The 23856-nt window shown below is 71.9% G+C and carries 20 protein-coding genes; 10 read left to right on the forward strand and 10 right to left on the reverse strand.

What is annotated here, in order from left to right:
* Positions 1–133: 133 nt before the first annotated feature.
* Positions 134–1174, forward strand: coding sequence for a helix-turn-helix transcriptional regulator (locus tag LQ326_RS13040; RefSeq protein WP_234535909.1), 1041 nt, complete (start codon positions 134–136; stop codon positions 1172–1174).
* Here the strand turns inward: LQ326_RS13040 and LQ326_RS13045 are convergent.
* Positions 1165–2208: an SDR family oxidoreductase gene (locus tag LQ326_RS13045; protein ID WP_234535910.1), complete on the reverse strand. Its 1044-nt coding sequence runs from the start codon at positions 2206–2208 to the stop codon at positions 1165–1167. The two genes, LQ326_RS13040 and LQ326_RS13045, sit on opposite strands and share 10 nt — an antisense overlap.
* A 132-nt stretch (positions 2209–2340) precedes the next feature.
* Between LQ326_RS13045 and LQ326_RS13050 the strand changes: the two genes are divergently transcribed.
* Positions 2341–2592: a hypothetical protein gene (locus LQ326_RS13050; protein WP_234535912.1), complete on the forward strand. Its 252-nt coding sequence runs from the start codon at positions 2341–2343 to the stop codon at positions 2590–2592.
* Between the two features lie 122 nt (positions 2593–2714).
* Here the strand turns inward: LQ326_RS13050 and LQ326_RS13055 are convergent, their stop codons facing one another.
* Positions 2715–3314, reverse strand: coding sequence for a TetR/AcrR family transcriptional regulator (locus LQ326_RS13055; RefSeq protein ID WP_234535914.1), 600 nt, complete (start codon positions 3312–3314; stop codon positions 2715–2717).
* 199 nt (positions 3315–3513) lie between these two features.
* On the opposite strand from LQ326_RS13055, the gene LQ326_RS13060 reads away from it, so the two are divergent.
* Positions 3514–5046, forward strand: coding sequence for an FAD-dependent monooxygenase (locus LQ326_RS13060; RefSeq protein ID WP_234535916.1), 1533 nt, complete (start codon positions 3514–3516; stop codon positions 5044–5046).
* 5 nt (positions 5047–5051) lie between these two features.
* Here LQ326_RS13060 and LQ326_RS47835 read toward each other — a convergent pair whose 3' ends face one another.
* From LQ326_RS47835 to LQ326_RS13075, 4 genes are all read right to left on the reverse strand, one after another.
* Positions 5052–5174, reverse strand: coding sequence for a hypothetical protein (locus LQ326_RS47835; protein WP_268206968.1), 123 nt, complete (start codon positions 5172–5174; stop codon positions 5052–5054).
* A gap of 89 nt (positions 5175–5263) precedes the next feature.
* Entirely contained in the window at positions 5264–7837 is a 2574-nt protein-coding gene (gene pepN, locus LQ326_RS13065) for an aminopeptidase N (RefSeq protein WP_234535918.1), read from the reverse strand.
* A gap of 98 nt (positions 7838–7935) precedes the next feature.
* Complete coding sequence (locus LQ326_RS13070; RefSeq protein WP_234535921.1) at positions 7936–8721, reverse strand: SDR family NAD(P)-dependent oxidoreductase; 786 nt, start codon at positions 8719–8721, stop codon at positions 7936–7938.
* A 115-nt stretch (positions 8722–8836) separates the two neighbouring features.
* Positions 8837–9856 (reverse strand): aspartate-semialdehyde dehydrogenase, encoded by a 1020-nt coding sequence (locus LQ326_RS13075; protein WP_234535923.1) that lies wholly within the window; start codon positions 9854–9856, stop codon positions 8837–8839.
* Positions 9857–10163: 307 nt separating this feature from the next.
* Between LQ326_RS13075 and LQ326_RS13080 the strand changes: the two genes are divergently transcribed.
* Together LQ326_RS13080 and LQ326_RS13085 are read left to right on the forward strand one after the other, a co-directional pair.
* Entirely contained in the window at positions 10164–10691 is a 528-nt protein-coding gene (locus tag LQ326_RS13080) for an RNA polymerase sigma factor (RefSeq protein ID WP_181807106.1), read from the forward strand.
* A 2-nt stretch (positions 10692–10693) separates the two neighbouring features.
* A complete protein-coding gene (locus LQ326_RS13085) occupies positions 10694–11476 on the forward strand; it encodes a hypothetical protein (RefSeq protein WP_234535925.1) in 783 nt (260 codons plus the stop codon).
* Between the two features lie 46 nt (positions 11477–11522).
* Here LQ326_RS13085 and LQ326_RS13090 read toward each other — a convergent pair whose 3' ends face one another.
* The 3 genes from LQ326_RS13090 to LQ326_RS13100 all read right to left on the reverse strand — a co-directional run bounded on the left by LQ326_RS13090 (position 11523) and on the right by LQ326_RS13100 (position 16730).
* Positions 11523–14834, reverse strand: a complete 3312-nt coding sequence (locus LQ326_RS13090; protein WP_234535927.1) for a S8 family serine peptidase — start codon at positions 14832–14834, stop codon at positions 11523–11525.
* Positions 14835–15546: 712 nt separating this feature from the next.
* On the reverse strand, positions 15547–15855 hold the full coding sequence (locus tag LQ326_RS13095; RefSeq protein WP_234535928.1) for a hypothetical protein: 309 nt from the start codon (positions 15853–15855) through the stop codon (positions 15547–15549).
* A 164-nt stretch (positions 15856–16019) separates the two neighbouring features.
* On the reverse strand, positions 16020–16730 hold the full coding sequence (locus tag LQ326_RS13100) for a hypothetical protein (protein ID WP_234535929.1): 711 nt from the start codon (positions 16728–16730) through the stop codon (positions 16020–16022).
* Between the two features lie 233 nt (positions 16731–16963).
* On the opposite strand from LQ326_RS13100, the gene LQ326_RS13105 reads away from it, so the two are divergent.
* The 5 genes from LQ326_RS13105 (at position 16964) to LQ326_RS13125 (ending at position 22668) form a co-directional block, all read left to right on the forward strand.
* Complete coding sequence (locus tag LQ326_RS13105) at positions 16964–17410, forward strand: NUDIX hydrolase (RefSeq protein ID WP_234535988.1); 447 nt, start codon at positions 16964–16966, stop codon at positions 17408–17410.
* A 244-nt stretch (positions 17411–17654) separates the two neighbouring features.
* Positions 17655–19433 carry a TIGR03767 family metallophosphoesterase gene (locus tag LQ326_RS13110; RefSeq protein WP_234535930.1) on the forward strand — a complete coding sequence of 593 codons (1779 nt, stop codon included), beginning with the start codon at positions 17655–17657 and terminating at the stop codon, positions 19431–19433.
* Between the two features lie 143 nt (positions 19434–19576).
* Positions 19577–19999, forward strand: a complete 423-nt coding sequence (locus tag LQ326_RS13115) for a YciI family protein (protein WP_234535931.1) — start codon at positions 19577–19579, stop codon at positions 19997–19999.
* The gene (locus tag LQ326_RS13120) at positions 19992–21137 is read left to right on the forward strand and encodes an RNA polymerase sigma factor (protein WP_234535932.1); all 1146 of its coding nucleotides are present in this window, start codon (positions 19992–19994) and stop codon (positions 21135–21137) included. The genes LQ326_RS13115 and LQ326_RS13120 overlap by 8 nt, the downstream gene beginning before the upstream one ends.
* A 310-nt stretch (positions 21138–21447) precedes the next feature.
* Positions 21448–22668: a glycosyltransferase gene (locus tag LQ326_RS13125; protein ID WP_234535990.1), complete on the forward strand. Its 1221-nt coding sequence runs from the start codon at positions 21448–21450 to the stop codon at positions 22666–22668.
* Between the two features lie 125 nt (positions 22669–22793).
* Here LQ326_RS13125 and LQ326_RS13130 read toward each other — a convergent pair whose 3' ends face one another.
* A complete protein-coding gene (locus tag LQ326_RS13130; RefSeq protein WP_234535933.1) occupies positions 22794–23846 on the reverse strand; it encodes a hypothetical protein in 1053 nt (350 codons plus the stop codon).
* Positions 23847–23856: the final 10 nt, after the last annotated feature.

Raw genomic sequence — 23856 nt, forward strand, 5'->3', positions numbered from 1 at the left:
TGGCCTGGACCGGCAGGCCCGGACCGGGTGGCCTGGACCGGCAGGCCCGGACCGGGTGGACGCGGACCGGTCCGTGAGCTCGGGAAAGGTGGCCGGAGGCCGGGGCGGGGCGCCGGTCCGGGATCCTTGAGTCATGCGTGCCGCCCGTCTGATCCGCATGGCGCTTCTCGTCCAGTCGAGCCCAGGGATGACCGCCGACGCCCTCGCCCGCGAGCTGGACGTCTCCAGGCGCACGGTGATCCGCGACGCCCAGGCCCTCCAGGAGGCGGGCGTCCCCCTCCGGGCCGAGCGCGGCCGGGCGGGCGGCTACCGGCTGGCGCCGGGCCACCGGACCCGGCTCACCACGCTCCACCCCACCGAGGCGGAGACGCTCTACCTCTCCGGTCTGCCCACGGCCCTGCGCGACCTGGGACTGTCCGACGCGGCCGACACGGCCCGGCTGAAGCTGTCGGCCACCCTGCTGCCCTCGCTGCGCGCGGCCGCCGAGTCGTCGGTGCGCCGCTTCCACCTGGACGCCCCGGCCTGGTTCCGCGAACCGTCGGCCCCGGAACTGCTCCCGGAGCTGGCCCGCGCCGTCTGGTCCGACCGCACCGTCGAGCTGGACTACGCGCGGCCGGGCCGCGACGGCGCGCCGCCCCGCACGGTGACCCGCCTGCTGGAGCCGTACGGACTCGTTCTGAAGGCAGGCGTCTGGTACGTCGTGGGCCGGATACCGGCCGGCCGGACGACGGGCCGGGACGCTGTCTGGCGCACCTACCGCGTCGACCGCGTCACGGCCCTGTCGCCCGCGCCCGCCGGTGACCCCTTCGTCCGCGACCCGTCCTTCGACCTGGCCGCGCACTGGCAGGCCCAGGCCGCCGGGTTCGCCCGGGCGCTGCTGCGCACGACCGTCACCGTGCGGCTGACCGGGCGCGGCCTGCGGCGCCTGCCCTCCGTGACGGACCCGGCGGGGGCGGCCGGGGCACTGGTGTCCGCGGCGGCGGCCGTGCCGGACGCCGCGGGGCGGGTCACGCTCGACCTGCCGGTGGAGTCGGAGGACATCGCCTTCGGCCAGCTGACCGCCCTGGGCGCGGACGTCGAGGTGCTGGCCCCGGCGGGCCTGCGCGCCCGCTTCCGCGAGCACGCGCGGGCCCTGGCCGCGCTGTACGACGCGGCGCCGGAGGATCAGCGGTAGTCGTCCGGCGAGCCGTTCTTCCCGCCGAACCTGACCTCCTCGAAGTACGCCAGCGCGTCCGGCCGGCTGCCGTCCACGTCCCGTACGCCGTAGGCCCTGGCGAGCTCCGCGCTGGAGGTGGACCTGCCGTTCCAGCGGGCGGCCCGGTCCGGGTCGGCGGCGAGCGCGGCGACCGCGCGGGCGAGGTAGTACGGCGACTCGGCGACGGCGAAGTCCGGTTCCCGGGCGACGGCGTCCCGCCAGTTCTCCTCTCGCACGCCGAAATGGCTGAGCATCTGCTCCGAGCGCAGGTAGCCCGGCGTGACGGCGACCGCCGTGCCGCCGTACTCCGCCAGCTCCTGGCCCAGCCCGAACGCGATGCGGATCGGGGCGGTCTTCGCGAGGTCGTAGTAGAGGTTCTCGCGGTAGCGGCGGTTGAAGACCGCCGTGCCGTCGGTGACCTCCACGTGCAGCGGCGCGTCCGAGCGGACCAGGAGCGGGAGGGCGAGTGCCGCGGTGATCACGTGCGAGCGCACCCCGAGGTCCAGGATGCGCAGGCCGTCGGCGAGCGGGGTCTCCCAGCTCTTCTTGCCGAAGACGGAGCCGACGAGCAGGTGCTCGCCGCCCCAGAGGTCGTTGACGAGGATGTCGAGCCGCCCCTGTTCCCGGCCGATCCGCTCGACGAGGACCCGGACCCGGTCGGGGTCCAGATGGTCGGTGGGGACGGCGATGCCGGTGCCGCCGGCCGCGGTGACCAGCTCCGCGGTCTCCTCGATGGTCTCGGTGGTCCGGCCGACCTCGCTCGCGTGCTCGCGGGTGGTGCGGCCGGTGACGTAGACGGTGGCGCCGGCCCGGCCGAGTTCGACGGCGAGGGCCCGTCCGGCGCCGCGGGTGGCCCCGGCGACCAGCACGATCCGGCCGGCCAGCCGCGTGCCGGTGTCCGGGGAGCCGGTGCTCTCGGTGCCGGGGTCTTGGTTGCTGACGTCTTGCTTGCCGACGTCTTGCTTGCCGGCGTCTCGGTCGCTGAGGTCCTGGTTGCAGGTGTCCTGGTCCATGGCACCACGGTGCCCGCCAAAGGTGACAGTTCACGTCACCTTTTTCCGGGAATCCTCCCGGCTGAGGGGTGATGGCGGCTTACGGGCACCCCGGACGCGCGCCCTCCAGGCCGGCCCGCTAACTTTGGCTTCGTGGACAAGAAGAACGCCCTGCGCGCCGGCGCCCTGGCTGCCGGTACGACGCTGATGATGCTGCTCATGTCGTCGCCCGCCCTCGCGCTCGCGCGTGACGACGGTGACGACCCCGGCAAGGGCCTGAGCGTCGTCCAGACGCTGGGCCTCTACGTCCTGATCCCGCTCGTGCTGTTCGCGGTCATCGCCGGCCTCGTGATGGTGCTGGACAGGTCCAAGGTCCGGGTCACCAAGCCGAAGGCCAAGGCGTAGGACCTGGGCCTCCCGCTCCACCGAGGGCGCCGGCCGGTCTCCGTACGTGCCGCACGTACGGGAGCCGACCGGCGCCCTCGGCGTGTCGCCCAGAGGACCGGCGCGGTCGGACACCGCGTCGCTCAGGGGACCGGCGCGGTCAGGTACCGCTGCACGGTCGGCCCGAGCCACGCCACGATCTCGGCGCGCGCCAGCGCCACCACCGGCGGCAGCCGCAGCACGTAACGGGTCAGGGCGAACCCCATCAGCTGCGCCGCGCACAGCCCCGCCCGCGTCGCCACCTGCTCCGGGTCCGGGCACACCCGCTGCGCCACCGGGACCACCTGCTCCTGGAAGATGCCCTGCAGGCGCTCCGCTCCCGCCTTGTTGGTGACGGCGACCCGCAGCATCGCGGTGAGCTCTTCGTTCGCCTCCCAGATGTCGAGGAAGTGGCCCGTCAGCGCCTGCCCGACCTCGCCCCGCGGCACCTGGGACACATCGGGCATCCGCAGGTCCAGCGTGACGGCGGCCGCGAAGAGGCCGTCCTTGCTGCCGAAGTAGCGCATGACCATCGAGGGGTCGATACGGGCGTCCTTGGCGATGGCCCGGATGGTGGCGCGCTCGAAGCCGTCGGCGGCGAAGCGCTCGCGGGCGGCGGCCAGGATGGCGGAGCGGCTGGCGTCCGAGCGGCGAGCCGCCGGGCCGTTCGCGGACTCTGTGCTTCTACTGGGGGTGCCGGTCATGCCAACGAGCGTAGGCCAACGAACGTGGGCCAACAAGCGTGGGCCAACAAGTGTTGACTGTGAAATGAGCCCGGCCTAGGGTGGTCAACAGTTGTTGGCCAACGAGCGTTGGTCAACAATCGTGGGTCAACAAGCGTTGGCAAACAACTGTTGGTAAACAACTGTTGGCAAACATGGCACAGGCATCCAGGAGGCCCCCATGAACGGCACGACCGGCACCCCCGGCTCCCCTTCCGGCGCCGCCCCCGAAACCGCCCGTGTGATCGTCGTGGGCTCCGGCCCCACCGGCCTGCTCCTCGCCGGTGACCTGGCCGCCGCCGGCATCCCGGTCACCCTCCTCGAAAAGCGCCCCCACAAGATCAGCAACCTCTCCCGGGCCTTCGTCCTGCACGCCCGTGCCCTGGAGCAGCTCGACGCCCGGGGCCTCGCCGACCAGCTGGAAGCCGTCGGCCGGCCCCTCGGCCGCCTCAACCTCTTCAACGGGCTCAGCCTCGACCTCGGCACCCTGCCCTCCCGCTTCCGGCACGTCCTCGTACTGCCGCAGTACGAGGTCGAGAAGGTGCTGGAGCGCCGGGCGGCCGAGGCGGGCGTCGACTTCCGCAACGAGTGCGAGGTGACCGGCCTGACCCAGGACACGGCCGGGGTCACCGTGCACGTCAAGGGTGCCGAGAGCCTGCGCGCCGCGTACGTGGTCGGCACCGACGGCATGCGCAGCGTGGTGCGGGAGGCGGTCGGGCTGCCGTTCCCGGGCAGGTCGGCGATCCGGTCGGTCGTCCTCGCCGACGTACTGCTCGCCGAGAAGCCCGAGGCGCTGCTGACGGCCGCCGCGGTCGGCGACGCGTTCGCGTTCCTGGCGCCCTTCGGCGACGGCTACCACCGGGTCATCTGCTGGCACCGCGGCCGCGACGTCCCCGACCACGAGCCGGTCGGCCTCGACGAGGTCAGGGAGATCACCCGGCTGGCGCTGGGCAAGGACTACGGGATGCACGACGCCCGCTGGATGTCCCGCTTCCACAGCGACGAGCGGCAGGTGCCCAGCTACCGGGTCGGCCGGGTCTTCCTGGCCGGTGACGCGGCGCACGTGCACACCCCGGCCGGCGGCCAGGGCATGAACACCGGCCTGCAGGACGCGGCCAACCTGAGCTGGAAGCTCGCCGCCGTGCTGCACGGCCACGCGGACCCCGCCCTGCTCGACACCTACCACAGCGAACGGCACCCGGTCGGCAGGTCGGTCCTGCGCAGCAGCGGTGCCATCGTCCGCCTCGCGATGGCCAAGGGCCCCATGCTGGCCGTGCGCAACGTACTGATCCGCGCGCTCGGCCACGTCGGCCCGGTCCGCCGCGGGATCATGGCCCAGGTCACCGGCGTCGGCTACCACTACCCCGCACCGCGGGGCGCCCACCGCCTCGTCGGCACCAGGGTCCCCGACCTCACACTGGCCGACGTCTCGCCCGACGTCTCGCCCTCGCCCGGCGCGCCGGGCGGCGCCGCGGCCGACGGCGGCCGCCTGTACGAGGCCCTGCGCGGCGGCCGGTTCGTCCTGGTCACCCCCGCCGCCGGCCCGTACGGCACGGGCACGGCGGCGCGGTACGGCGACCGGCTGGCCGTGGCGCACTGGCGAAGCGACCGGCGTACGGCCCTCCTGGTGCGCCCCGACGGCTACGTGGCCTGGGCGGCCGAGGACGCCCAGGCGCCCGGCATCGAGCAGGCGCTGGCCACCCACCTCGGGTGACCGGTTCAGGCGAGGGTGCAGTCCGTGGCCCTGGTGTCGAGGGTGGCGCGGCCGTCCCGTGCCGTCGCGGGGACGGCGCTGTGCCAGGCGCCGTCCCGGGCACTCGGCTCGTCCTGGGGGATGGGCACTGCGCGAAGGAGGCGGGGCGCCCGGTGTCCGTCACACCGGGCGCCCCGCCGCCGTACCGTCTGATGGCCGGCCGGCCGGCCGCTGCTGCCTACTGGGCGGCCGCGTCCGCCGCCTGGGCCCGCAGGGCGCGCTCGACGCCCGCGCGGGACTCCGAGACGAGCCGGGCCAGGGCCGCGTTGGGCTGGGCCGAGGCCAGCCAGGCGTCCGTCTTGGCGAGGGTCTCCCGGGAGACCTGGAGGGACGGGTAGAGGCCGACCGCGATCTGCTGGGCGATCTCGTGCGAGCGGGAGTCCCACACCGACTTCAGGATCTCGAAGTACCGGTCGGTGTACGGCGCCAGCAGCTCGCGCTGGTCGGTCTGGACGAAGCCGCCGATCACCGCCTCCTGCACCGCGTTGGGCAGCTTGTCGGAGTCGATGACCGACGCCCACGCCTCGGCCTTGGCCTCCTCGGTCGGGCGGGCGGCGCGGGCGGTGGCCGCGTGACGCTCGCCGGCGGCGGTCCTGTCCCGCTCGTACTCGCCCGCGATCTCCGCCTCGTCGAAGCGGCCGACCGCCGCCAGCCGTTCCACGAACGCCCAGCGCAGCTCGGTGTCGACGGCCAGGCCCTCGATGGTGTGGGTGCCCTCCAGCAGGCTCTCCAGGAGGTCCAGCTGCTCGGGGGTGCGGGCGGTGGCCGCGAAGGCGCGGGCCCAGGCCAGCTGGTGGTCGCTGGCCGGCGCGGCGGACCGCAGGTGGGCCAGCGTGGCGTCGGTCCAGCGGGTGAGCAGGGCCTCACGGGTGGCCGGGTCGGCGTACTGCTCGATGGCGAGCTTCACCTGGCGGTGCAGGGACTGCACGACACCGATGTCGGACTCCTTGCCGATGCCGGACAGCACGAGGGACAGGTACGCGCGGGTGGGGAGTTCGGCGTCCCGGGTCATGTCCCAGGCCGACGCCCAGCACAGCGCGCGGGGCAGCGAGGACTCGAAGTCGCCGAGGTGCTCGGTGACGAAGCGCAGGGACTCCTCGTCCAGGCGGACCTTGGCGTACGACAGGTCGTCGTCGTTGAGCAGGAACACCGCCGGGCGGCGGCGGCCGGCCAGCTGCGGTACGGCCGTCAGCTCGCCGTCCACGTCCAGCTCGAGCCGGTCGGTGCGGACCAGCTTGCCGGTCGCCTCGTCGAGGTCGTACAGGCCGACCGCGATCCGGTGCGGGCGCAGGACCGGCTCGCCCTTGGCGCCGGCCGGCAGCGCGGGGGCCTCCTGGCGGATGGCGAAGGAGGTGACGACACCGTCGGCGTCCGTCTCCACCTCCGGACGCAGGATGTTGATCCCGGCGGTCTGCAGCCACTTCTTCGACCAGGTGCTCAGGTCGCGCCCGGAGGTCTCCTCCAGGGCGCCCAGCAGGTCGGACAGGCGCGTGTTGCCGAACGCGTGCCGCTTGAAGTACGCCTGCACGCCCTTGAAGAACTCGTCCATGCCGACGTACGCGACGAGCTGCTTGAGGACCGAGGCTCCCTTGGCGTACGTGATGCCGTCGAAGTTGACGAGCACGTCGTCCAGGTCGCGGATCTCGGCCATGATCGGGTGCGTGGAGGGCAGCTGGTCCTGCCGGTACGCCCAGGTCTTCATCTGGTTGGCGAACGTCGTCCACGAGTGCGGCCAGCGCGAGCCGGGGGCGTACGCCTGGCAGGCGATGGAGGTGTAGGTGGCGAACGACTCGTTCAGCCACAGGTCGTTCCACCACTCCATGGTGACCAGGTCGCCGAACCACATGTGGGCCAGCTCGTGCAGGATGGTCTCGGCGCGCGTCTCGTACGCCGCGTCCGTCACCTTGGACCGGAAGACGTACTGGTCGCGGATGGTCACCGCGCCCGCGTTCTCCATCGCGCCCGCGTTGAACTCGGGCACGAACAGCTGGTCGTACTTGGTGAACGGGTACGCGTAGTCGAACTTCTCCTGGAACCACTCGAAGCCCTGCCGGGTCACCTCGAAGATCGCGTCCGAGTCGAGGAACTCCGCGAGGGACGGCCGGCAGTAGATGCCCAGCGGGACGCTCTGGCCGTCCTTCTCGTACACGCTGTGCACGGAGTGGTAGGGGCCGGCGATCAGGGCGGTGATGTACGACGAGATGCGCGGCGTCGGCTCGAAGACCCAGGTGTCGTCCTTGGGCTCGGGCGTCGGCGAGTTCGAGACGACCGTCCAGCCGCTCGGTGCCTTCACGGTGAACTGGAAGGTCGCCTTCAGGTCCGGCTGCTCGAAGGAGGCGAAGACCCGGCGGGCGTCCGGCACCTCGAACTGGGTGTAGAGGTAGGCCTGCTCGTCGACCGGGTCGACGAACCGGTGCAGACCCTCACCCGTGTTGGTGTACGCGCAGTCGGCGGTCACCCGGAGGACGTTGCGGCCCGCCGGCAGGCCGGGCAGCGCGATCCGGGAGTCCGCGAAGACCTCGGCGGGATCGAGGGCGTCACCGTTCAGGGTGACCTCGTGGACCGCGGGGGCCACCAGGTCGATGAAGGACGCGGCGCCGGATTCGGCGACGTCGAAGCGCACCGTGGTCACGGACCGGTAGGTACCGCCCTCCTGCGCGCCGGAGAGGTCGAGATCGATCTCGTACGAGTCAACGGTGAGCAGCTTTGCCCGCTGCCGCGCCTCTTCGCGAGTCAGGTTTGTGCCAGGCACGCGGTCATCTCCTCGTTATGTGTGGGTTGCGCCATCCTTCCACGGGACGGGGCCCGGGGCGTCTAGGGAAAACCCCAGAGATCCCTTGGTCAGCGCTGTCAGGCCGCCGTCGTGCCGCCGTCGACCGGCACCGCCGCGCCGGTGACGAAGGAGGCGCGGTCGCCGCACAGCCACAGCGCGGCCTCGGCGACCTCGGCGGGCCCGGCCATGCGCTTCTGGAGCGTCTCGCCCTCGAACCTTTCCCGCAGCTCCGGCAGTTGCTCGAGGGCCCGGTCCATCATCTCGGTGCGGGTGCTGCCGACCACCAGCGCGTTGACCCGGATGCCGCGCTCGGCGTACTCGGCCGCGGCCGCCCGGGTGATCCCGAGGACCGCGTGCTTGGCGGCCACGTACGCGGCGGACGCGCCGGTGGCCCGCTGCCCCGCGACGCTGGAGGTGTTGACGATCGAGCCGCCGTTCTCGAGCATCTCGGGGATCTGGAAGCGCAGGCAGTTCCAGACACCGCGCACATTGACGTCCATGGTCCGCTCGTAGACGTCCTGGCCGGTCTCGTGCAGGTCGGTGCCCGCGGTGCCGTACCCGGCGTTGTTGAAGGCGCAGTCGAGGCGGCCGAAGGTGTCGACGGCGGCCCGGACCACCCGCTCGACGTGCCCGGCGGACACGATGTCCCCCGGCACGGCCAGGGCCCGGCCGCCGTCCGCGCCGATCTCCTCGACCAGCGCGGCCAGCCGCTCCGCCCGCCGGGCCGTCAGCACGACGGCCGCCCCCTCCCGGGCGAACAGCCGCGCGGCGGCCGCCCCGATCCCGCTGGACGCGCCGGTGATCATGGCGACCTTGCCGTCGAGAACGTGTGAGCCGTCGCAGACCTGCTGGGTGTTCGTCATGGTGTGGTGCCTCCCCCGATCGGGGCCGCCCATGCTCAAGGGACGCTGTACCCGCGGCAGGGGCGGTCACCCGGCCCGTGGCGGGTCCGGGTGACCGCCCCCGCGAACGCGGTGCCTACTTCGCCGACAGCTCCGCCGCCACCAGCTCCGCGATCTGCACCGCGTTGAGCGCGGCACCCTTGCGGAGGTTGTCGTTGGAGACGAACAGCGCGAGGCCGTTCTCCACCGTCTCGTCGCGGCGGATCCGGCCCACGTACGACGGGTCCCGGCCGGCCGCCTGGAGCGGGGTGGGGATGTCGGACAGCTCGACGCCCGGGGCGGTCGCGAGCAGCTCCGTCGCCCGCTCGGGGGAGATCGGGCGGGCGAACCGGGCGTTGACCTGGAGGGAGTGGCCGGAGAACACCGGGACGCGGACACAGGTGCCGGAGACCTTGAGGTCCGGGAGCTCCAGGATCTTGCGGGACTCGTTGCGCAGCTTCTGCTCCTCGTCGGTCTCGTTCAGACCGTCGTCGACGAGGTTGCCGGCGAAGGGCAGCACGTTGAAGGCGATGGGCCGCTTGTAGACCTGCGGCTCGGGGAAGTCGACCGCGCCGCCGTCGTGGGTGAGCTTGTCCGCGTCGGCGGCGACCTTCTGCACCTGCCCGTGCAGCTCCGCGACGCCCGCGAGACCGGAGCCGGACACCGCCTGGTAGGTGGTGGCGACCAGCGCCTGGAGGCCCGCCTCCGCGTCCAGCACCTTCAGGACCGGCATCGCGGCCATGGTCGTGCAGTTCGGGTTGGCGATGATGCCCTTCGGGCGGTCGGCGATCGCGTGCGGGTTCACCTCGGAGACGACCAGCGGGACCTCGGGGTCCCGGCGCCAGGCGGAGGAGTTGTCGATCACGACGGCACCCTGGGCGGCGACCTTCTCCGCGAGCGCCTTCGAGGTGGCCCCGCCCGCCGAGAACAGCACGATGTCCAGGCCGGAGTAGTCGGCGCTCGCCGCGTCCTCCACCGTCACGCCGTCGAGCACGGTCCCGGCCGAGCGGGCCGAGGCGAACAGGCGCAGTTCCGTGGTCGGGAAGTTCCGCTCCTTGAGGATCCCGCGCATGACCGTGCCGACCTGACCGGTGGCTCCGACGATTCCGACCCTCACAGCGACTCCTTCTGCATACGTTGACGTGTGTCTGCGGCCTTTCCATCATGCGGCCGACCCGGGTCAGCCTGTCCAATTCTTTGGGTTCTTTGCGCGCCCCGCCCACCCACTGGACCACCCGCCCCGTGGAACTCCCGCCCGCACCCCCGCTGAGCTGCAGAAATTACCTCCACTTGGCCGTCGTACCGCAAGCTGTACTGCGCCGCGCGCCGGTGTGACGTACGCCTCGGAAAAGATTTCCGGGGAGCGGGGCGAACGTTTCCGGGGGCCCGGGCGTCGTAGGGGAAACGCGGTGAGGGGGTGGGTTGTGCTGCGCAGAAAGGCCCGCCGCGCCCAGGGGGACCAGCACGGGGACCCGCTGGACGCGGACCAGGAGCGCCGGGTGCGGGCGGTGCTCGCGCTGGGCGGCGTACCGCAGGCGGACCTGCCGGACGGGGTGCAGCAGGTACGTCTGCGGTTGCTGGAGCGGGCCGCGAGCGGCCAGGAGGCGCCGCGGGACGTGTCGGCGTGGGCGGCGGTCGTCGCCTCCCGGCTCGCGATGGACTGGCACCGCGCCAAGCGCCGCCAGGAACGCCTCGGCGAACGCCTCGCCTCCCTCCGCCAGCCCGACCACGCCTCGGGCGAGGACAACCGGCTGCTCTCCGTCGCCGTCGCCCGCGGCCTGGACGGGCTGCCCGACGCCCAGCGCCAGATCCTCGTCCTGCGCTTCTACGCCGATCTGCCGGTACGCGGGATAGCCGAGGAGCTGGGCATCCCCGAGGGCACGGTCAAGAGCCGGCTGCACACGGCGGTACGGGCCCTGCGCGCCCGCCTGCACGAGGACGAGGTGGTGTGAACATGTCCGCCGACCACGAGCGGTACGACGACCGGGGCGGACCCGGCGACCAGGACGGGGTGGAGACCGACGCGCTGTTCGCCGTGCTCTACGACGAGCCGCTCTCCGCCGGACAGCTGGCCGACCCCGCCTTCATGGCCGAGCACCGCGCCGCCACCGCCGACCTGGCCCTCCTGCGCGCGCACCTCACCGGCATCGGCGACGCCCTCGCCGGGCCGGACGCCCGGCCGGCGCCCCGGCCCCGCCCGGCCGAGCGCCGCAGGCGCCGGGCGCACCCCGGCGTCCGTGCCCTCGGTCTCGCCGGCGCCCTCGCGGCCGCGTTCGCCGGGGCCGTGTTCGGCATCGGCTGGCTGCTGGCGGCGAACGGCGGTTCGGGAGCCATGTCGAACGGTGCCAGTGCGGACAAGGCCGCCGGCGCGGCGAGCTCCCCGGGACGGGGCGGCGAGGAACACGACGGCGGTCCCGGCTACCTCGCCTGCGCCCGGCTGGTCGTCGAGGGCACGGTCACCGGAGTGCGGCAGCTCGCGGGCTCCGGCGAGGAACGCGTCACGCTGCGCGTGACCCGCGCCTACAAACCCGCGAAGACCGCCGCGGAGGTGGAGTTCCTCTTCGGAGCCGGCACCGACGCCCGGGTCCGCACGGGCGCCCGCCTCCTGGTCGGCATCCCCGACGGGCGGCAGGTGCCCGACCGGTACGCGGTCGGGGAGGCGGAGATCGCCCCGGAGCGGACCTGGATCGTCCGCGACCTGCCCGAGTCGCGGACCACGACGTGCCAGGACGGCTGACAGGGCGGGCGCCCCACCGGACGCCCGCCCCCACCAGCGGATGTGCTTACTGCGTGACCTTCTCGATCTTCACGCTGCCGACGCCCGCGGCCGTGCCGCGCGCGTTGACCAGCCGGACCTGCCCGAAGAACTCACGTCCCTCCGGGGCCGCCGCGGCCGCCGTGACCTGGCCGGTCACCGTGGCCGATGCGCCTGTGCCGAGCCTGACCGGCGTCGAGCCGTCGACCGTGACGGATCCGAGCGCGGTGGAGAAGAACACGTCCCGGTAGTCGTAGTCGGTGGAACCGGACGGGACCGAGTAGCCCACGACCTCGATCGTGTAAGTCCCGGCGGCCGGCGAGGCGATGGAGACCGCCTCCTCCGAGTCGCCGTCGGCGGACTGCGCGACCTGCTTGCCGGACGCGTCGTACACGGTCAGGTCCAGGTCGGCCGAGGCGTCCGACACGTTGCCGATCGCCACGTCCAGGGACGTCGCGCCCTCCGGCACGGTCACCGTCGTCGCCTGGGTCTCGCCCTCCTTGATGGCCGGGCGGGTCGTCTTCGAGGAGCCGAGCGGGCCGCCGACCAGCTTGCCGTCGAGGGCGGCGAACTCGTTGGTCACCTTCCAGGAGGCGGTGACCGGGGTGCCGACCTTGGCCTCGGGAACGGTCACGGTCTCCGGGTCGAAGGCCGCGCCGAGCACGGTGACGTCCAGCCGGTAGGGGTTGTCGAGCAGCGGCGAGGTGCGGCGCGCCTCGACCTCGATCTCCCAGACCCCGGCCTGCGGATCGGCGTACGAACGCACGTCCGGTGCGCAGCCGTTGCCATTCAGGTAGTTGTTGTAGCAGTACGGGGTGCCGGTGTTGTCGACCGGGACGCCGTAGGGGTGGATGGCGATGAACCGTGTCTGGCTCTTGCCGGCGAGCCCGCTCATCGCGACCTCGAGGGACCTGGCGCCCTCCGGCACGGTCACGAAGTACGACGTGGAGCTGTTGCGCTGCACCGAACCCGACGCCGAGTACGTGTAGTCGACCGGAGCCGACACCACGACGGTCGTCAGGATCTGCTTGTCGACGCCCTCGGTCCGCGGGTCGTCGACTTCCAGGATCGCCGACTTGATGCCCGCGCTCTTCGCCCTCGCCTGCACCTGGACCGTCACCGGCTGGTTCAGCGGCAGCTTCACCTCGTCGGAGCCGAGGATCTTGAAGGTGTGACCGGCGTTGTTCTCGAAGTGCAGCTGGTGCCGGACCGCCCGGTCGGCGCCGGAGGTCCGGGTGATCGTGATGTCGTACGTCTTCTTCTGCCCGGCCTTCAGGCCGCCCTCGCGGTCGTAGAGCCCGGTGCCGTAGCCCGGGGTCTTCAGCGCGGAGTCGATCGCGGTGTCGACCGGCGCCTTGACCGAGTAGTCGTGCGCGGTGGCGTGGTCGCGGATCGACTCCCACGCGTCGACGATGTTGATCCGGCCCGCCCCCTCCTCGTAGGCCTGGACACCCTTGATGTGGTCGGCGGTCGAGGTCAGGGCGGTGCGCAGGTCGGCGGGGGAGAGGGCGATGCCCTTCTCCTTGGCCGCGCTGAGCAGCAGCGCCGAGGCGCCCGTGGCCTGCGGGGAGGCCATCGAGGTGCCCTGGAGCATGGAGTAGCCGGCCGGCAGCGAGTAGCCCGCCTCGGCGACCGGGGCGCCCGGCAGCCAGGTCTGGGTGGTGTTGATCGCGGCGCCGGGAGCGACCAGGGTCGGCGTGAAGCCGCCGTCCTCCCGCGGGCCGCGCGAGGAGAAGGGGAGCAGCTGGTACTTGGTGGTCACCTGGGAGCCGTAGTTGGCGGCCCAGGTCGCCTTGGAGATGGCCGCGCCGACCGAGATGACCTTGTCGGCGAGACCGGGGTCGCCGATGGTGTTGGCGCCCGGACCGGAGTTTCCTGCCGAGATCACGAGCTGCACGCCGTAGGTGTCGATGAGCCGCGTGTACAGCTCGGCGCGGGCGTTGTTGCCGTCGTTCAGCGCCGGGAGGCCGCCGATCGACATGTTGACGATGTCGACGCCCCGGTTCGCGACCAGGTCGATCATGCCCTCGGTGAGGGCGACGTTGGTGCAGCCGCCGGTCCAGGTGCAGGCCCGCGATGAGACGATCTTCGCCCCGGGGGCCGCGCCGTTCATCCTGCCGCCGAACAGGCCGTTGGCGGCGGTGATGCCGGCGACGTGGGTGCCGTGCTCGGACTCGATGACCCCGATGTTGACGAAGTCGGCCTTCGCGCCGGACGCGTTGTAGACGACGTCCTTGCGGATCTCGACCACGAACGGGATGCGCTCGACGACGTCTGTCGCCGGGTTGTCGGTCCCGAAGTAGCCGATCTGGTAACCGTCCTTGTACGGCTTCATTGGTACGTCGTCGGTGAAGTCGAGGTTGTCGTTCAGGTCGACGCGCGCGGTACCGGAGGCGGGATCATACAGCACGCCCCAGGCGTCGCTGGTGTCGCCATCGCGGTTCAGGTCGCCCTTCATGTCGCCACCCGTGGTGGCGGACTCGTACATGTAGTTGAACTTGTACGTGCCCTCGGGCGCCTTGAAGTTCTCGGTCCCCAGGCTGACCGTGGTGATCGAGAAGGACGGGCCGGAGGCCGAGGTGGTCATCCGCCGCCAGGTGCCGTCGTCGTCGTTGACCGGGTCGGTCGAGGTGACCCAGTCGACGATCTTCCGCTCGCCCGTGGTGGTCTTCTGCAGCGCCGGGTGGCCGAGGTCGACGCCGGAGTCCAGGATGCCGATGGTGATGCCCCGGCCGTCCGCCTTCGGGTGCTCCTTGACGAAGTCGACGGCGCCCGTTTCGAAGGAGGGGTTGTAGGGGTTCTCGGCGGGGGTGTTCTTGTTCGGCCCCGAGTAGGAGGACGTCGACTTGGCGGCCTTCGCGTCCGTCCCGCTCGCCGTCGGGTCGTCGAGCTTGACCTCCTGGCGCAGGTCGATCGCGTGCACCGAGGACAGCTTCGCGGCGGCGGCGATCGCCGAGTCCGCCCGCCCCGTGGGGACGGTGGCCCGGACGTAACCGATCCGGTCGTACGTGCGGCCCACCGAGCCGCCCCTGACCGCGTCCAGCTCCCGGGCGACCTGCTCGGTCTGCCCCGGCGCGGTCGCGATCATCATCGTGACGTTCTTGGCGTTGGTCGCCTTGGCCTCGGCGAGCAGTTCGGCGTCGTCCGAACCGAGCTTGTCATGGGCCGACTTGACGCCGGGGTCGGCGGTGGTGGCGGACGTGGCGGAGGCCTGGGCCGCGGCGGCGGCCAGGGGCACCGGCCCGGCGGCGGCGAGCGCGGCCACCACACCGACGGCGACGGCCAACCGGCCCAGACGTCTGTGGCCCGGTATCGGGTCGTGCTGGGGGGTGAGGGTCATCTGCATCCCTTGTAGGTAAAGGAACGAGCGTTGAGTAACCGGACACGGTCATGTCCGGCGCGTAGGCGCACAGCTTTTCCCAAGGGCACGGTCTTTTGGGAACGTTGACCGAATCGATATGAACGTATGGGGAAAACCCCCGGTCCTCGTCCGGTCCCGGAGCGGAAGTGCCGGTGTCTGCCCAGCCCTTGGCGCTGCGAGGCGTCCCAGGAAGCCGGTCGCGTACTCGCGTACCGGCCTCCCTGGTCTGCAGTGCCTGCACCTTTTGGCGCGAGCGCCCACTGCGAGGGGCGCATCCAAGTCCAGAGACCCTCCCGTGCCGTCCCTGAGCAGTGAGGGGGAAGCGGCCCGTCTCATTGGCACGCCCCGAACGATCTTGGGCGCACTGGGCGTCCGGTTTCGCGTCCCGGGCGGAGACACGGATCCTGTCCGTGGTTCGAGCCGGGCGGGCGGAGTTCCTCACGGCCTGGCCTGTGGGCGCGGGCAGAGGTGACGGGGCGGCCCTGAACCATCTCGCTGGTGAAGCAGGGGCACCGTCCGCTGGCATTGCAGTCGCCTATGGCGTGACCTTCTCGATCTGCACGCTGCCAGTGCCCGCGACCGCGCCGCGGACGGCGGAGAGGAACGCGGTACCTGTCTTGGCTTCTTGAAGCCGGTGTCGTACAACTCGCGGAGCGGAGCCCGGCAGTGGTGATTTCCGGGCTCCATCCGCCTATCGTCCGACGGTAAGTGCCCAGCGGACGCTGGACGGAGCAGTCACGCTAACCGTTCCGTGTCCGCGGTCACGCTTCAGATCCAGTTGATTGAAAGTGCTGCTGACCTCTCCGTTCACGCATTCGAGAGGAAAACTCAGCCCGACCGGTTCCAATGAGACGGTGAGTTTTCCCTGGCCCTGACAATTCACCAGGACCGACAGGGCCCCGGCCTTGATTCCGCCGCGGATTTCCATCTCGCGGTTTCCGCTGGCATTCGCCACCTGCGCGACGATTTCTCCTTCGGGAAGGACCGGCGCCCTGCTCACGGTCTCCCCGGGGACGTACTCGGCACGGCCCGATGTCGATGTCGCTGTGGGTGATGTGGAGTGGGACGCGAGCGTGTGATGAGGACGCGCCGTGCCGTCCTGACCGCTGGTGCAGCCAGTCAGCATTACCACAGCGGCTAGTCCCCCTGCTGCGGCGAGAGCCCTCAGCTTTCCCATAGATACCAGCCGACCCGATAGGGGGAGTAGCTGACGACAGTGTGCTCCGGCGAGCTCGTGCAGTTCTGGTGGACCACGTAGGTCTTGCCCGTGTGTTTGAGCCGATAGACGCCATATTTGGCGTGCGTGGTCGTGTGTGCTGGCGTGTCCACGGAGATTGAGTTCCCGAGTTTGGCTGTGAGCTTCGCCGACACGGTGACGTTGAACTTGGCCTTGATCTTGACCAGCATTGTATTGACCGAGGTCTCCAGGTCGCCGCTGATGGCGACACCCACCTCGCCCGTCACCTCCGACGTGAACGTCGACCTCGCCGTTCTTGACGTGCCGTTGTAGTTCGAGTTCGTGGGCCCGACACCATGGTGGTACTGCTTGCCTTGATCCGTCGGAACGTAGACGCCGTGGGCCGGGCTGCAGTCCGCGGGATTGGTCGACTCTCCGGGCTGAGGCTTGCCGGTGTAAGTGGGCTCGTCCGTGGGCTCATCCGTTGGATCGGCGGCGGTGTCGTCCGGGATTTCCGAGATGCTCTCCTCGGGCTCCTCAGGCGGAGCCGTGTTGATGACCGGGTCGTCGGCCGAGGCGGACGCCGACGGTGAAGCGGCTGGAGTTGTCTCCGTGGCCAGTGCAGGGCCCGTAAGAGCCGTGCACAGCAGGAGCGTTGTCGAGGAGAGAAAGATGGTGCGGCGTACTGATGTATTCAAGGAACGCCTATCCGGTGGGGACCGCGCTGTTGGCGGTCGGACACGATGACCGTATGGCAGGGACATGGCGGTAGCGAAGGTTCCGGTGATTTCCTGAGGGGGATTTGAGGAAGGTGACGGCTGTCCGATCCAGGGTGGGGAACCGACTGTCTGTGCCCTCGCCGTGAATGGAAATCCTCTTGGACGCCGGCCATGGCGCCCCCTACCGTGCCGACGTGCGCGAGAAGCTCAGGGTGGCGGCCTACGCCGTGTGCGTCCGTGACGGTCAGATCCTGCTCGCCCGGTCACCGGCCGACGACGGCACCCCCGAGTGGGTCCTGCCCGGCGGCGGCATGGAGCACGGCGAGGACCCGTACGACACGGTCCGCCGCGAACTCATGGAGGAGACCGGCTACCGCATCGAGGTGACCGGCCTGCTGGGCATCGACTCCCACCGCCTCAGCCTGCCCCGCGCGGGACTGCGGCGACCCGCCACCGACCACCACGGCGTGCGGATCATCTACAGCGGCGAGATCACCGGCGGCGAACTCAGGAACGAGGTCGGCGGCTCCACCGACATGGCCGCCTGGCAGGACCTGGACGCCGTACCGTCCCTGAGGCACATCCGGCTGATCGACGTCGCCCTGCGGCTGTGGCGGGAGCGGCCGGCGGCGGGACGGTTCGCACAAGAACAGCCGTGAGCGCCGAAGACCCTCCGCTACCCCGGCAGATGAACGCGCAGTAACCGGGTCCCGGACGCCCGCGATCCGCTCCATGACCGGTTCCCACCCGACCTGATCCACGTACGGTGATCGGCGCTGCGCGTTGCGGCCGCGTTCACGCACAGGTCACCCCCGATGCCAACGATCCGAAGTGAGCGGGAAGTTCGCGGAAGCGATCGCCCGCGACCACTGCCGACGCGTTCGTACTCGGGGAGATCGCGCCATGTCGCGCATACGCTCAGTCGCCACCTCCGCGGCCCACAAGGGCCGTGAGGCACTGGAGATCAACCGCCGTACCGTGCTCGCCGCCACCGGAGCCGTCTCGCTCTCCGCGGGCGTCGGTTACGCCCTGCGCCCCACCGACAGCGAGGCCGCCCCCGCCGTGGCCGCCGAGCAGCAGCCGGTCGCCGAGGACCGCCGGGCCGCGGCGGCCCCCCTCGCCCCCTACACCAGGGGCACCACCCTCGCCTCCGTCGCGGCGCCCCGGAACAGCTCCGGCTACCGGCGGCTCGGCGACGGCGCCGGCTGGGCGCGCGTGCTGCGCTCCGACCTGGCCGCCGCCAAGTCCGGCCGGGCCGGCCGCCGCACCGCCCTCGCCGCGTTCGTGCAGTTCACCGACCTGCATCTGATGGACGTTCAGCACCCGGTGCGCCTCGAGTTCGTGCGTGCCCACGACCCGCACGCCTGGCGCCCGCACGAGGCGCTCACCGTGCCCGGCGCCATCTCGCTCGTCGAGCGGGTCAACGCGCTGCGCGGCGCCCCGGTCACCGGCTCGCCGCTGCACTTCGTGATGACGACCGGCGACAACACCGACAACAACGCCCACTCCGAACTGGAGTGGTTCATGAAGGTGATGAGCGGCGGCCGGATCACCCCGAACACCGGTGACCCCAAGCACTACGAGGGCGTCCAGAACAGCGGCCTCAAGCTGTACTGGCAGGCGTCCGCCACCGTCCGCGACCACGACAAGGCGCTCGGCTTCCCGCACCTCGCCGGCTTCCTGGCCGCCGCTATCCGCGAGGTGCGCAGCCCCGGCCTCAACCTCCCCTGGTACTCCACGGTCGGCAACCACGACGCCCTGCCGCTCGGCTGCTTCGGCTCGCACGCCGACCCCTACCTCGCCGCGTTCGCGATCGGCGGCAAGAAGCTGATGACGGTGACCGACGCCGAGGCCAAGAAGCTCCAGGACTCCATCCGGGGCGCCCAGGACCCCAAGGGCAGCGGCTACCGCGACTTCCTCAAGGCCCACGCCCGGTCGATGCGCTCGGTCACCGCGGACGACAAGCGCGCCCCCTACACGGCCGCGGACTACCTCAAGGCCCACCTGGACCCGGCCTACCAGGGCCTCGGCCCGGTCGGTCACGGCTACTCGACCGCCAACGTGGCCGCGGGCACCCAGTACTACGCCTTCCGCATCTCCGACGACGTCATCGGCATCAGCCTCGACACGACGGACGCGGGCGGCCACTACGACGGATCGATCGGAACGGCCCAGCTGGCCTGGCTGGACAAGACCCTGAAGGAGAACAAGGACTCCTACGCGGTCGTCTTCAGCCACCACACCAGCCGGACGATGACCAACACCCGCCCCGACCCGGCCCACCCGGGCGAACGCCGCCACACCGGCGCCGAGCTGGTCACCCTGCTCAACCGCCACGCGGGCGTGCTGGCCTGGGTCAACGGCCACATCCACCGCAACCTCATCACCCCGCACAAGGCCGCCGACGGCAACTCCTTCTGGGAGATCACCACCGCCTCGCACGTCGACTACCCGCAGCTCGCCCGGGTCGTCGAGGTGGCGGACAACAAGGACGGCACGATCTCCCTGTTCACCACCCTGATCGAGTCGGCCGCCCCGCACCGCACCGACTTCTCCGACCTGTCCCAGACCGGCCTCGCCGCCCTCTACCGCGAGCTGGCCTTCAACGCGCCCGGCGCCGGCAAGGCACTCGGCGGCGACACGACGGACCGGAACACGGAGCTGGTCCTGAAGAAGGGCTGACACCCGTTCGGCCGGCCCGCGGAGAAACGAACTCCGGCGCGACCCGAGAAATCTTCGGCGGTGATGTCGAGAACCCGTGACCGGCTCCGTCCCCGGGGTGAAGGCGACCACAATGGGCCGCATCAGTACCGAGGAGAACCACGATGGCCAAGTACCTGCTTCTGAAGCATTACCGCGGCGCCCCGGCCCCGGTCAACAACGTGCCCATGGACCAGTGGACGCCCGAGGAGATCTCGGCCCACGTGCAGTACATGAACGACTTCGCGGCCAGGCTGGAGAAGACCGGCGAGTTCGTCGACGGCCAGGCCGTCGCCCCGGAGGGGCTGTGGGTCCGGTACGACGGCGAGGGGCGCCCGCCGGTCACCGACGGCCCGTTCGCCGAGACCAAGGACCTGATCGCCGGCTGGATGGTGATCGACGTCGACAGCCAGGAGCGTGCCCTCGAACTGGCTGGTGAACTGTCGGCGGCTCCCGGGGCGGGCGGCAGGCCGATCCACGAGTGGCTGGAGGTGCGCCCGTTCCTCACCGCGGCACCCGGCGGCATGGAGTGCCACGCCGGTGGATGAGGCACTGCTCAGGAGCCTCACACCGAGCGTGCTCACCGTCCTCGTCCGCCGCGGAGCCGACTTCGCGGCGGCCGAGGACGCCGTCCAGGACGCCCTGGTCGAGGCGATCCGGGTCTGGCCGGCGGATCCCCCACGGGACCCGAAGGGCTGGCTGGTCACCGTGGCCTGGCGGCGGTTCCTGGACGCGACCCGCGCGGACACCGCACGCCGCCGCCGTGAGGAGCGCGTGGACGAGGAGCCGCCACCCGGCCCGGTCCCCGCCGCGGACGACACCCTCCAGCTCTGCTTCCTGTGCGCCCACCCCTCCCTCACGCCCTCCTCCGCGGTCGCGCTCACCCTGCGCGCGGTCGGCGGACTCACCACCCGGCAGATCGCCCGGGCCTACCTGGTGCCCGAGGCGACCATGGCCCAGCGCATCAGCCGGGCCAAGCGGACCGTGGCCGGCGTGCGGTTCGACCAGCCCGGTGACGTGGCCACCGTGCTGCGCGTCCTCTACCTGGTCTTCAACGAGGGCTACTCCGGTGACGTCGACCTCGCCGCCGAGGCGGTCCGGCTCACCCGGCAGCTCGCGGCCCGGGTCGACCACCCCGAGGCGGCCGGGCTGCTCGCCCTCATGCTGCTCCACCATGCCCGGCGGGCCGCCCGGACCGCGCCCGACGGCAGCCTGGTCCCGCTCGCGGAGCAGGACCGCGGCCGGTGGGACACCCGCCTGATCGCCGAGGGCGTCGGGATCCTCCAGGCGGCCCTCGCCCGCGACCGCCTCGGCGAGTTCCAGGCGCAGGCCGCCATCGCCGCCCTGCACGCGGACGCGCCCACCGCCGCGGAGACCGACTGGGTGCAGATCGTCGAGTGGTACGACGAACTCGTCACGCTGACCGGCAGCCCGGTCGTCCGGCTCAACCGCGCGGTCGCCGTCGGCGAGGCCGACGGCCCCCGCGCCGGCCTCGCCGCACTCGCCGGGCTGGACGCCGCCCTGCCCCGGTACCCCGCGGTCGCCGCCTACCTGCACGAACGCGACGGCGATCCGACGACCGCGGCACGGCTGTACGCCGAGGCGGCCGGCAAGGCCACGAACCTCGCCGAGCGGGATCATCTGACCCGCCAGGCCGCGCGCCTCAACACCCGCCGCCGCCGGTGACATCGTCGCGCGTCCGGACGTCCCGCTTGCCGATTCTTTGCCGTCGGCCGCGCTCGTCCGGAGCGCGCGGGGGAGCCGGCTGCCCTGGCGAAACACCAGGTCAGAGGGGTGGCGGTGAGGTAAGCGGAATGCTGCCGGCGACCTGGGGCCGGGCGCTCGCCGTGTAAACGCAGCCGACTCCGGGACGAGACATTCCGTTCATTCGAATGAAACGTCCGTACCGCCTCATATCGGCTAACCCGCGGATCCCGGGGATGGCTCGATCTGGTGCAAGGCTGGTGGTCGTGTGAGCGCTCGGCTCGGACTTCGCGTGCTCTCGGTCTACGAGGGTTTTTTCTCCGGGGGAGCCCGGATCGTGCACAGTGATGTGCTGCTGGGCCTGGTGGAGGGCGGACAGCAGTGGCACCGGGTGCTGAGTCTGCACGGTGAGGTCCACCGGGAAGCCACCGCGCAGCGCATGGAGGACGACGCCTGTTACCGGGCCCTTACGGCCGGTGGCATCGAGGTCACCTCCCTGGGCCGCAGCGCCGGGCTCGTCGACGGCACCGTCGCGGCGTCGGTTTTCAGCGGACCCGAGCTGGCCGATACGGCGCGGGCCATGGCCGGCGCCGACGTCATCCTGTCGCTGAAGGAGCAGCCGCTCGCGCTGCTCAACCAGAACGGGCTGCCCCGCCGTCCCGTCGTCGTCTGCCTGCACCGGTCCGACCCGGAGAACCAGGGCCCGGCGCTGGACGAACTGAAGGCCGCCATCGCGGACGGGACCGTCGTGGCGTGCGTGTGCTGCGCCGAGTCCACCCGGGACGCGTACGAGGCCGCCGGGATCCCCGGCGAGCTGCTGCACGTCATCCCGAACGGCGTCGACCTGCTCCGCTTCCGGCCGGACGCCGCGGCACGGCTCGCCTTCCGCGAGTCCCTCGGCGTCTCCGCCACCGCGCCCGGCGCCCCCGGCGCCCCCGTTGTCGTGTTCGCCGCCCGGTACGCCGGCATGAAGAACGTGCCGCTCTTCCTGCGGGCGGCGAGGGCCTGGCTGGCCCGCGAGGGCGGCGGGCACGTCGTCATGTGCGGGGCCGGGATGACCGAGGACAACCCCGCTCTCTGGGCCGACATCGAGGTCGCGTTCGGCCCCGACCGGGCCGCCCTCGGCGACCGCCTGCACCTGCTCGGCGTACGCCACGACATGGAGACCGTCTACGCCGGCTCGGACGTCGTCGCCCTCACCTCCGCCTCCGGCGAGGCGGCGCCGCTCTGCCTGATCGAGGGCATGATGTGCGGCGCGGTCCCGGTCACGACGGACGTCGGCGACAGCGCGTCGATCGTCGAGGGACACGGGTTCGTGACGCCCTTCGACCCCGACGCGATCGCCTTCGCCTGGTCGGCGGCGGTGGCCGACAGAGAGCTCTTCGCTCCCGCGCTGGCGGCGAGCCGCGAGCGGTTCAGCCGGACCCGGATGATCGCCGCCTACGCCGACCTGCTCGCCCATGTCGTCGGCGACGTGCGCGACGAACTGCGCCCCGGCGTCGGCGGGCAGTAGCCCCGGCCCACGGACTCGCTCGCGCCCACCGCGAGCGGTCCTCTCGCGCAGCCGCCCCGCCACAGGGGAAGAGGCCGCCGGTCCCCCTCCGGACCGGCGGCCCCTCGCTGTCCCGGACGCCGCGCCTAGCGAGGCAGCACCACCACGTACGCGGCCGGATCGCGGTCGCCGGCCGCCATCAGGGCCGTGCGGACCACCGCCGCCTGCTGCTCCATCGCGGAGCGGAGCTTCTTCGGGGTGAGGTACACGACGGTGATGCCGAGGCGCTCCAGGTGCTCCCGCTTGCGGGCGTACTCGGACCACAGGGCGTCGTCTTCTTCCTTCCGGTGGCCCTGGCGCGGTGCCCGGGTGTCCAGTTCGACGGCGACCGCCTGCTCGGGCCAGTAGGCGTCGAAGCCGCCCAGACGGGGGCCGCCCGGCAGCCTCAGGTCCACGTTCCAGACCGGGGCGGGCAGGCCGTACTCATGGACCATCCGGTAGAGGCGGTCCTCCGCGATGGCCCGGCCCTCGGCGACGAGCGACTCCACGGCGTCCACCACATGCGGGCGGGAGAGCAGCTTGGCCTGGGTCAGCTCCCGCACCACGGCCGCCGGTTCGCAGTGGCCGCCGCGCACCGCCTCGGTCAGCAGCCGCCGTACCGCCTCCGCCTCGGTCAGGTCCGCCACCGCGTCCGCGAGGGCGCGCGGCACCGGCGCGACCGGGAGGCCCGTCACCTGCACGGGGTCCGGCAGGGACGGGGTGCGGAGCACCCGGACGTAGGAGATGGAGCGCAACCGGCGCATCCGCGGGACCAGGACGTCCACATGGTCCAGGGAGAGCAGCGGCGGGGTCGCGGAGAAGCCGTGCAGGGTCAGCGCCGCCAGGCCCGTGATCACCGCGTCCGCGTAGACCGGGCGGTGCGGGGAGTGGGGGGTCGGCTGCGCCGGGACGCCCGGGGCCGGTTCGCGCGCGCTGAACAGGAGGGCGCCGTGCAGGCGTTCCTCGCTGGTCGGCGGGCCGGGGTGGAGCAGGACCACGCCCGGGAGCAGTTGCCGCCAGGGGCCGCCCGGCCGGCACTGCTCGGCGATCTCGGTGGCCGGGACGCCGTGCGAGCGGAGCTGAGTCGTCGTCAGCACCCGGCGGTGGACGTCGGACAGGTGGCGCAGAGGGCGGGGGGAGAGCGGGGTGTTGTGGGTCATGACCTCGGGA

This window comes from Streptomyces shenzhenensis, from assembly GCF_021462265.1.
Lineage (GTDB): Bacteria > Actinomycetota > Actinomycetes > Streptomycetales > Streptomycetaceae > Streptomyces > Streptomyces shenzhenensis.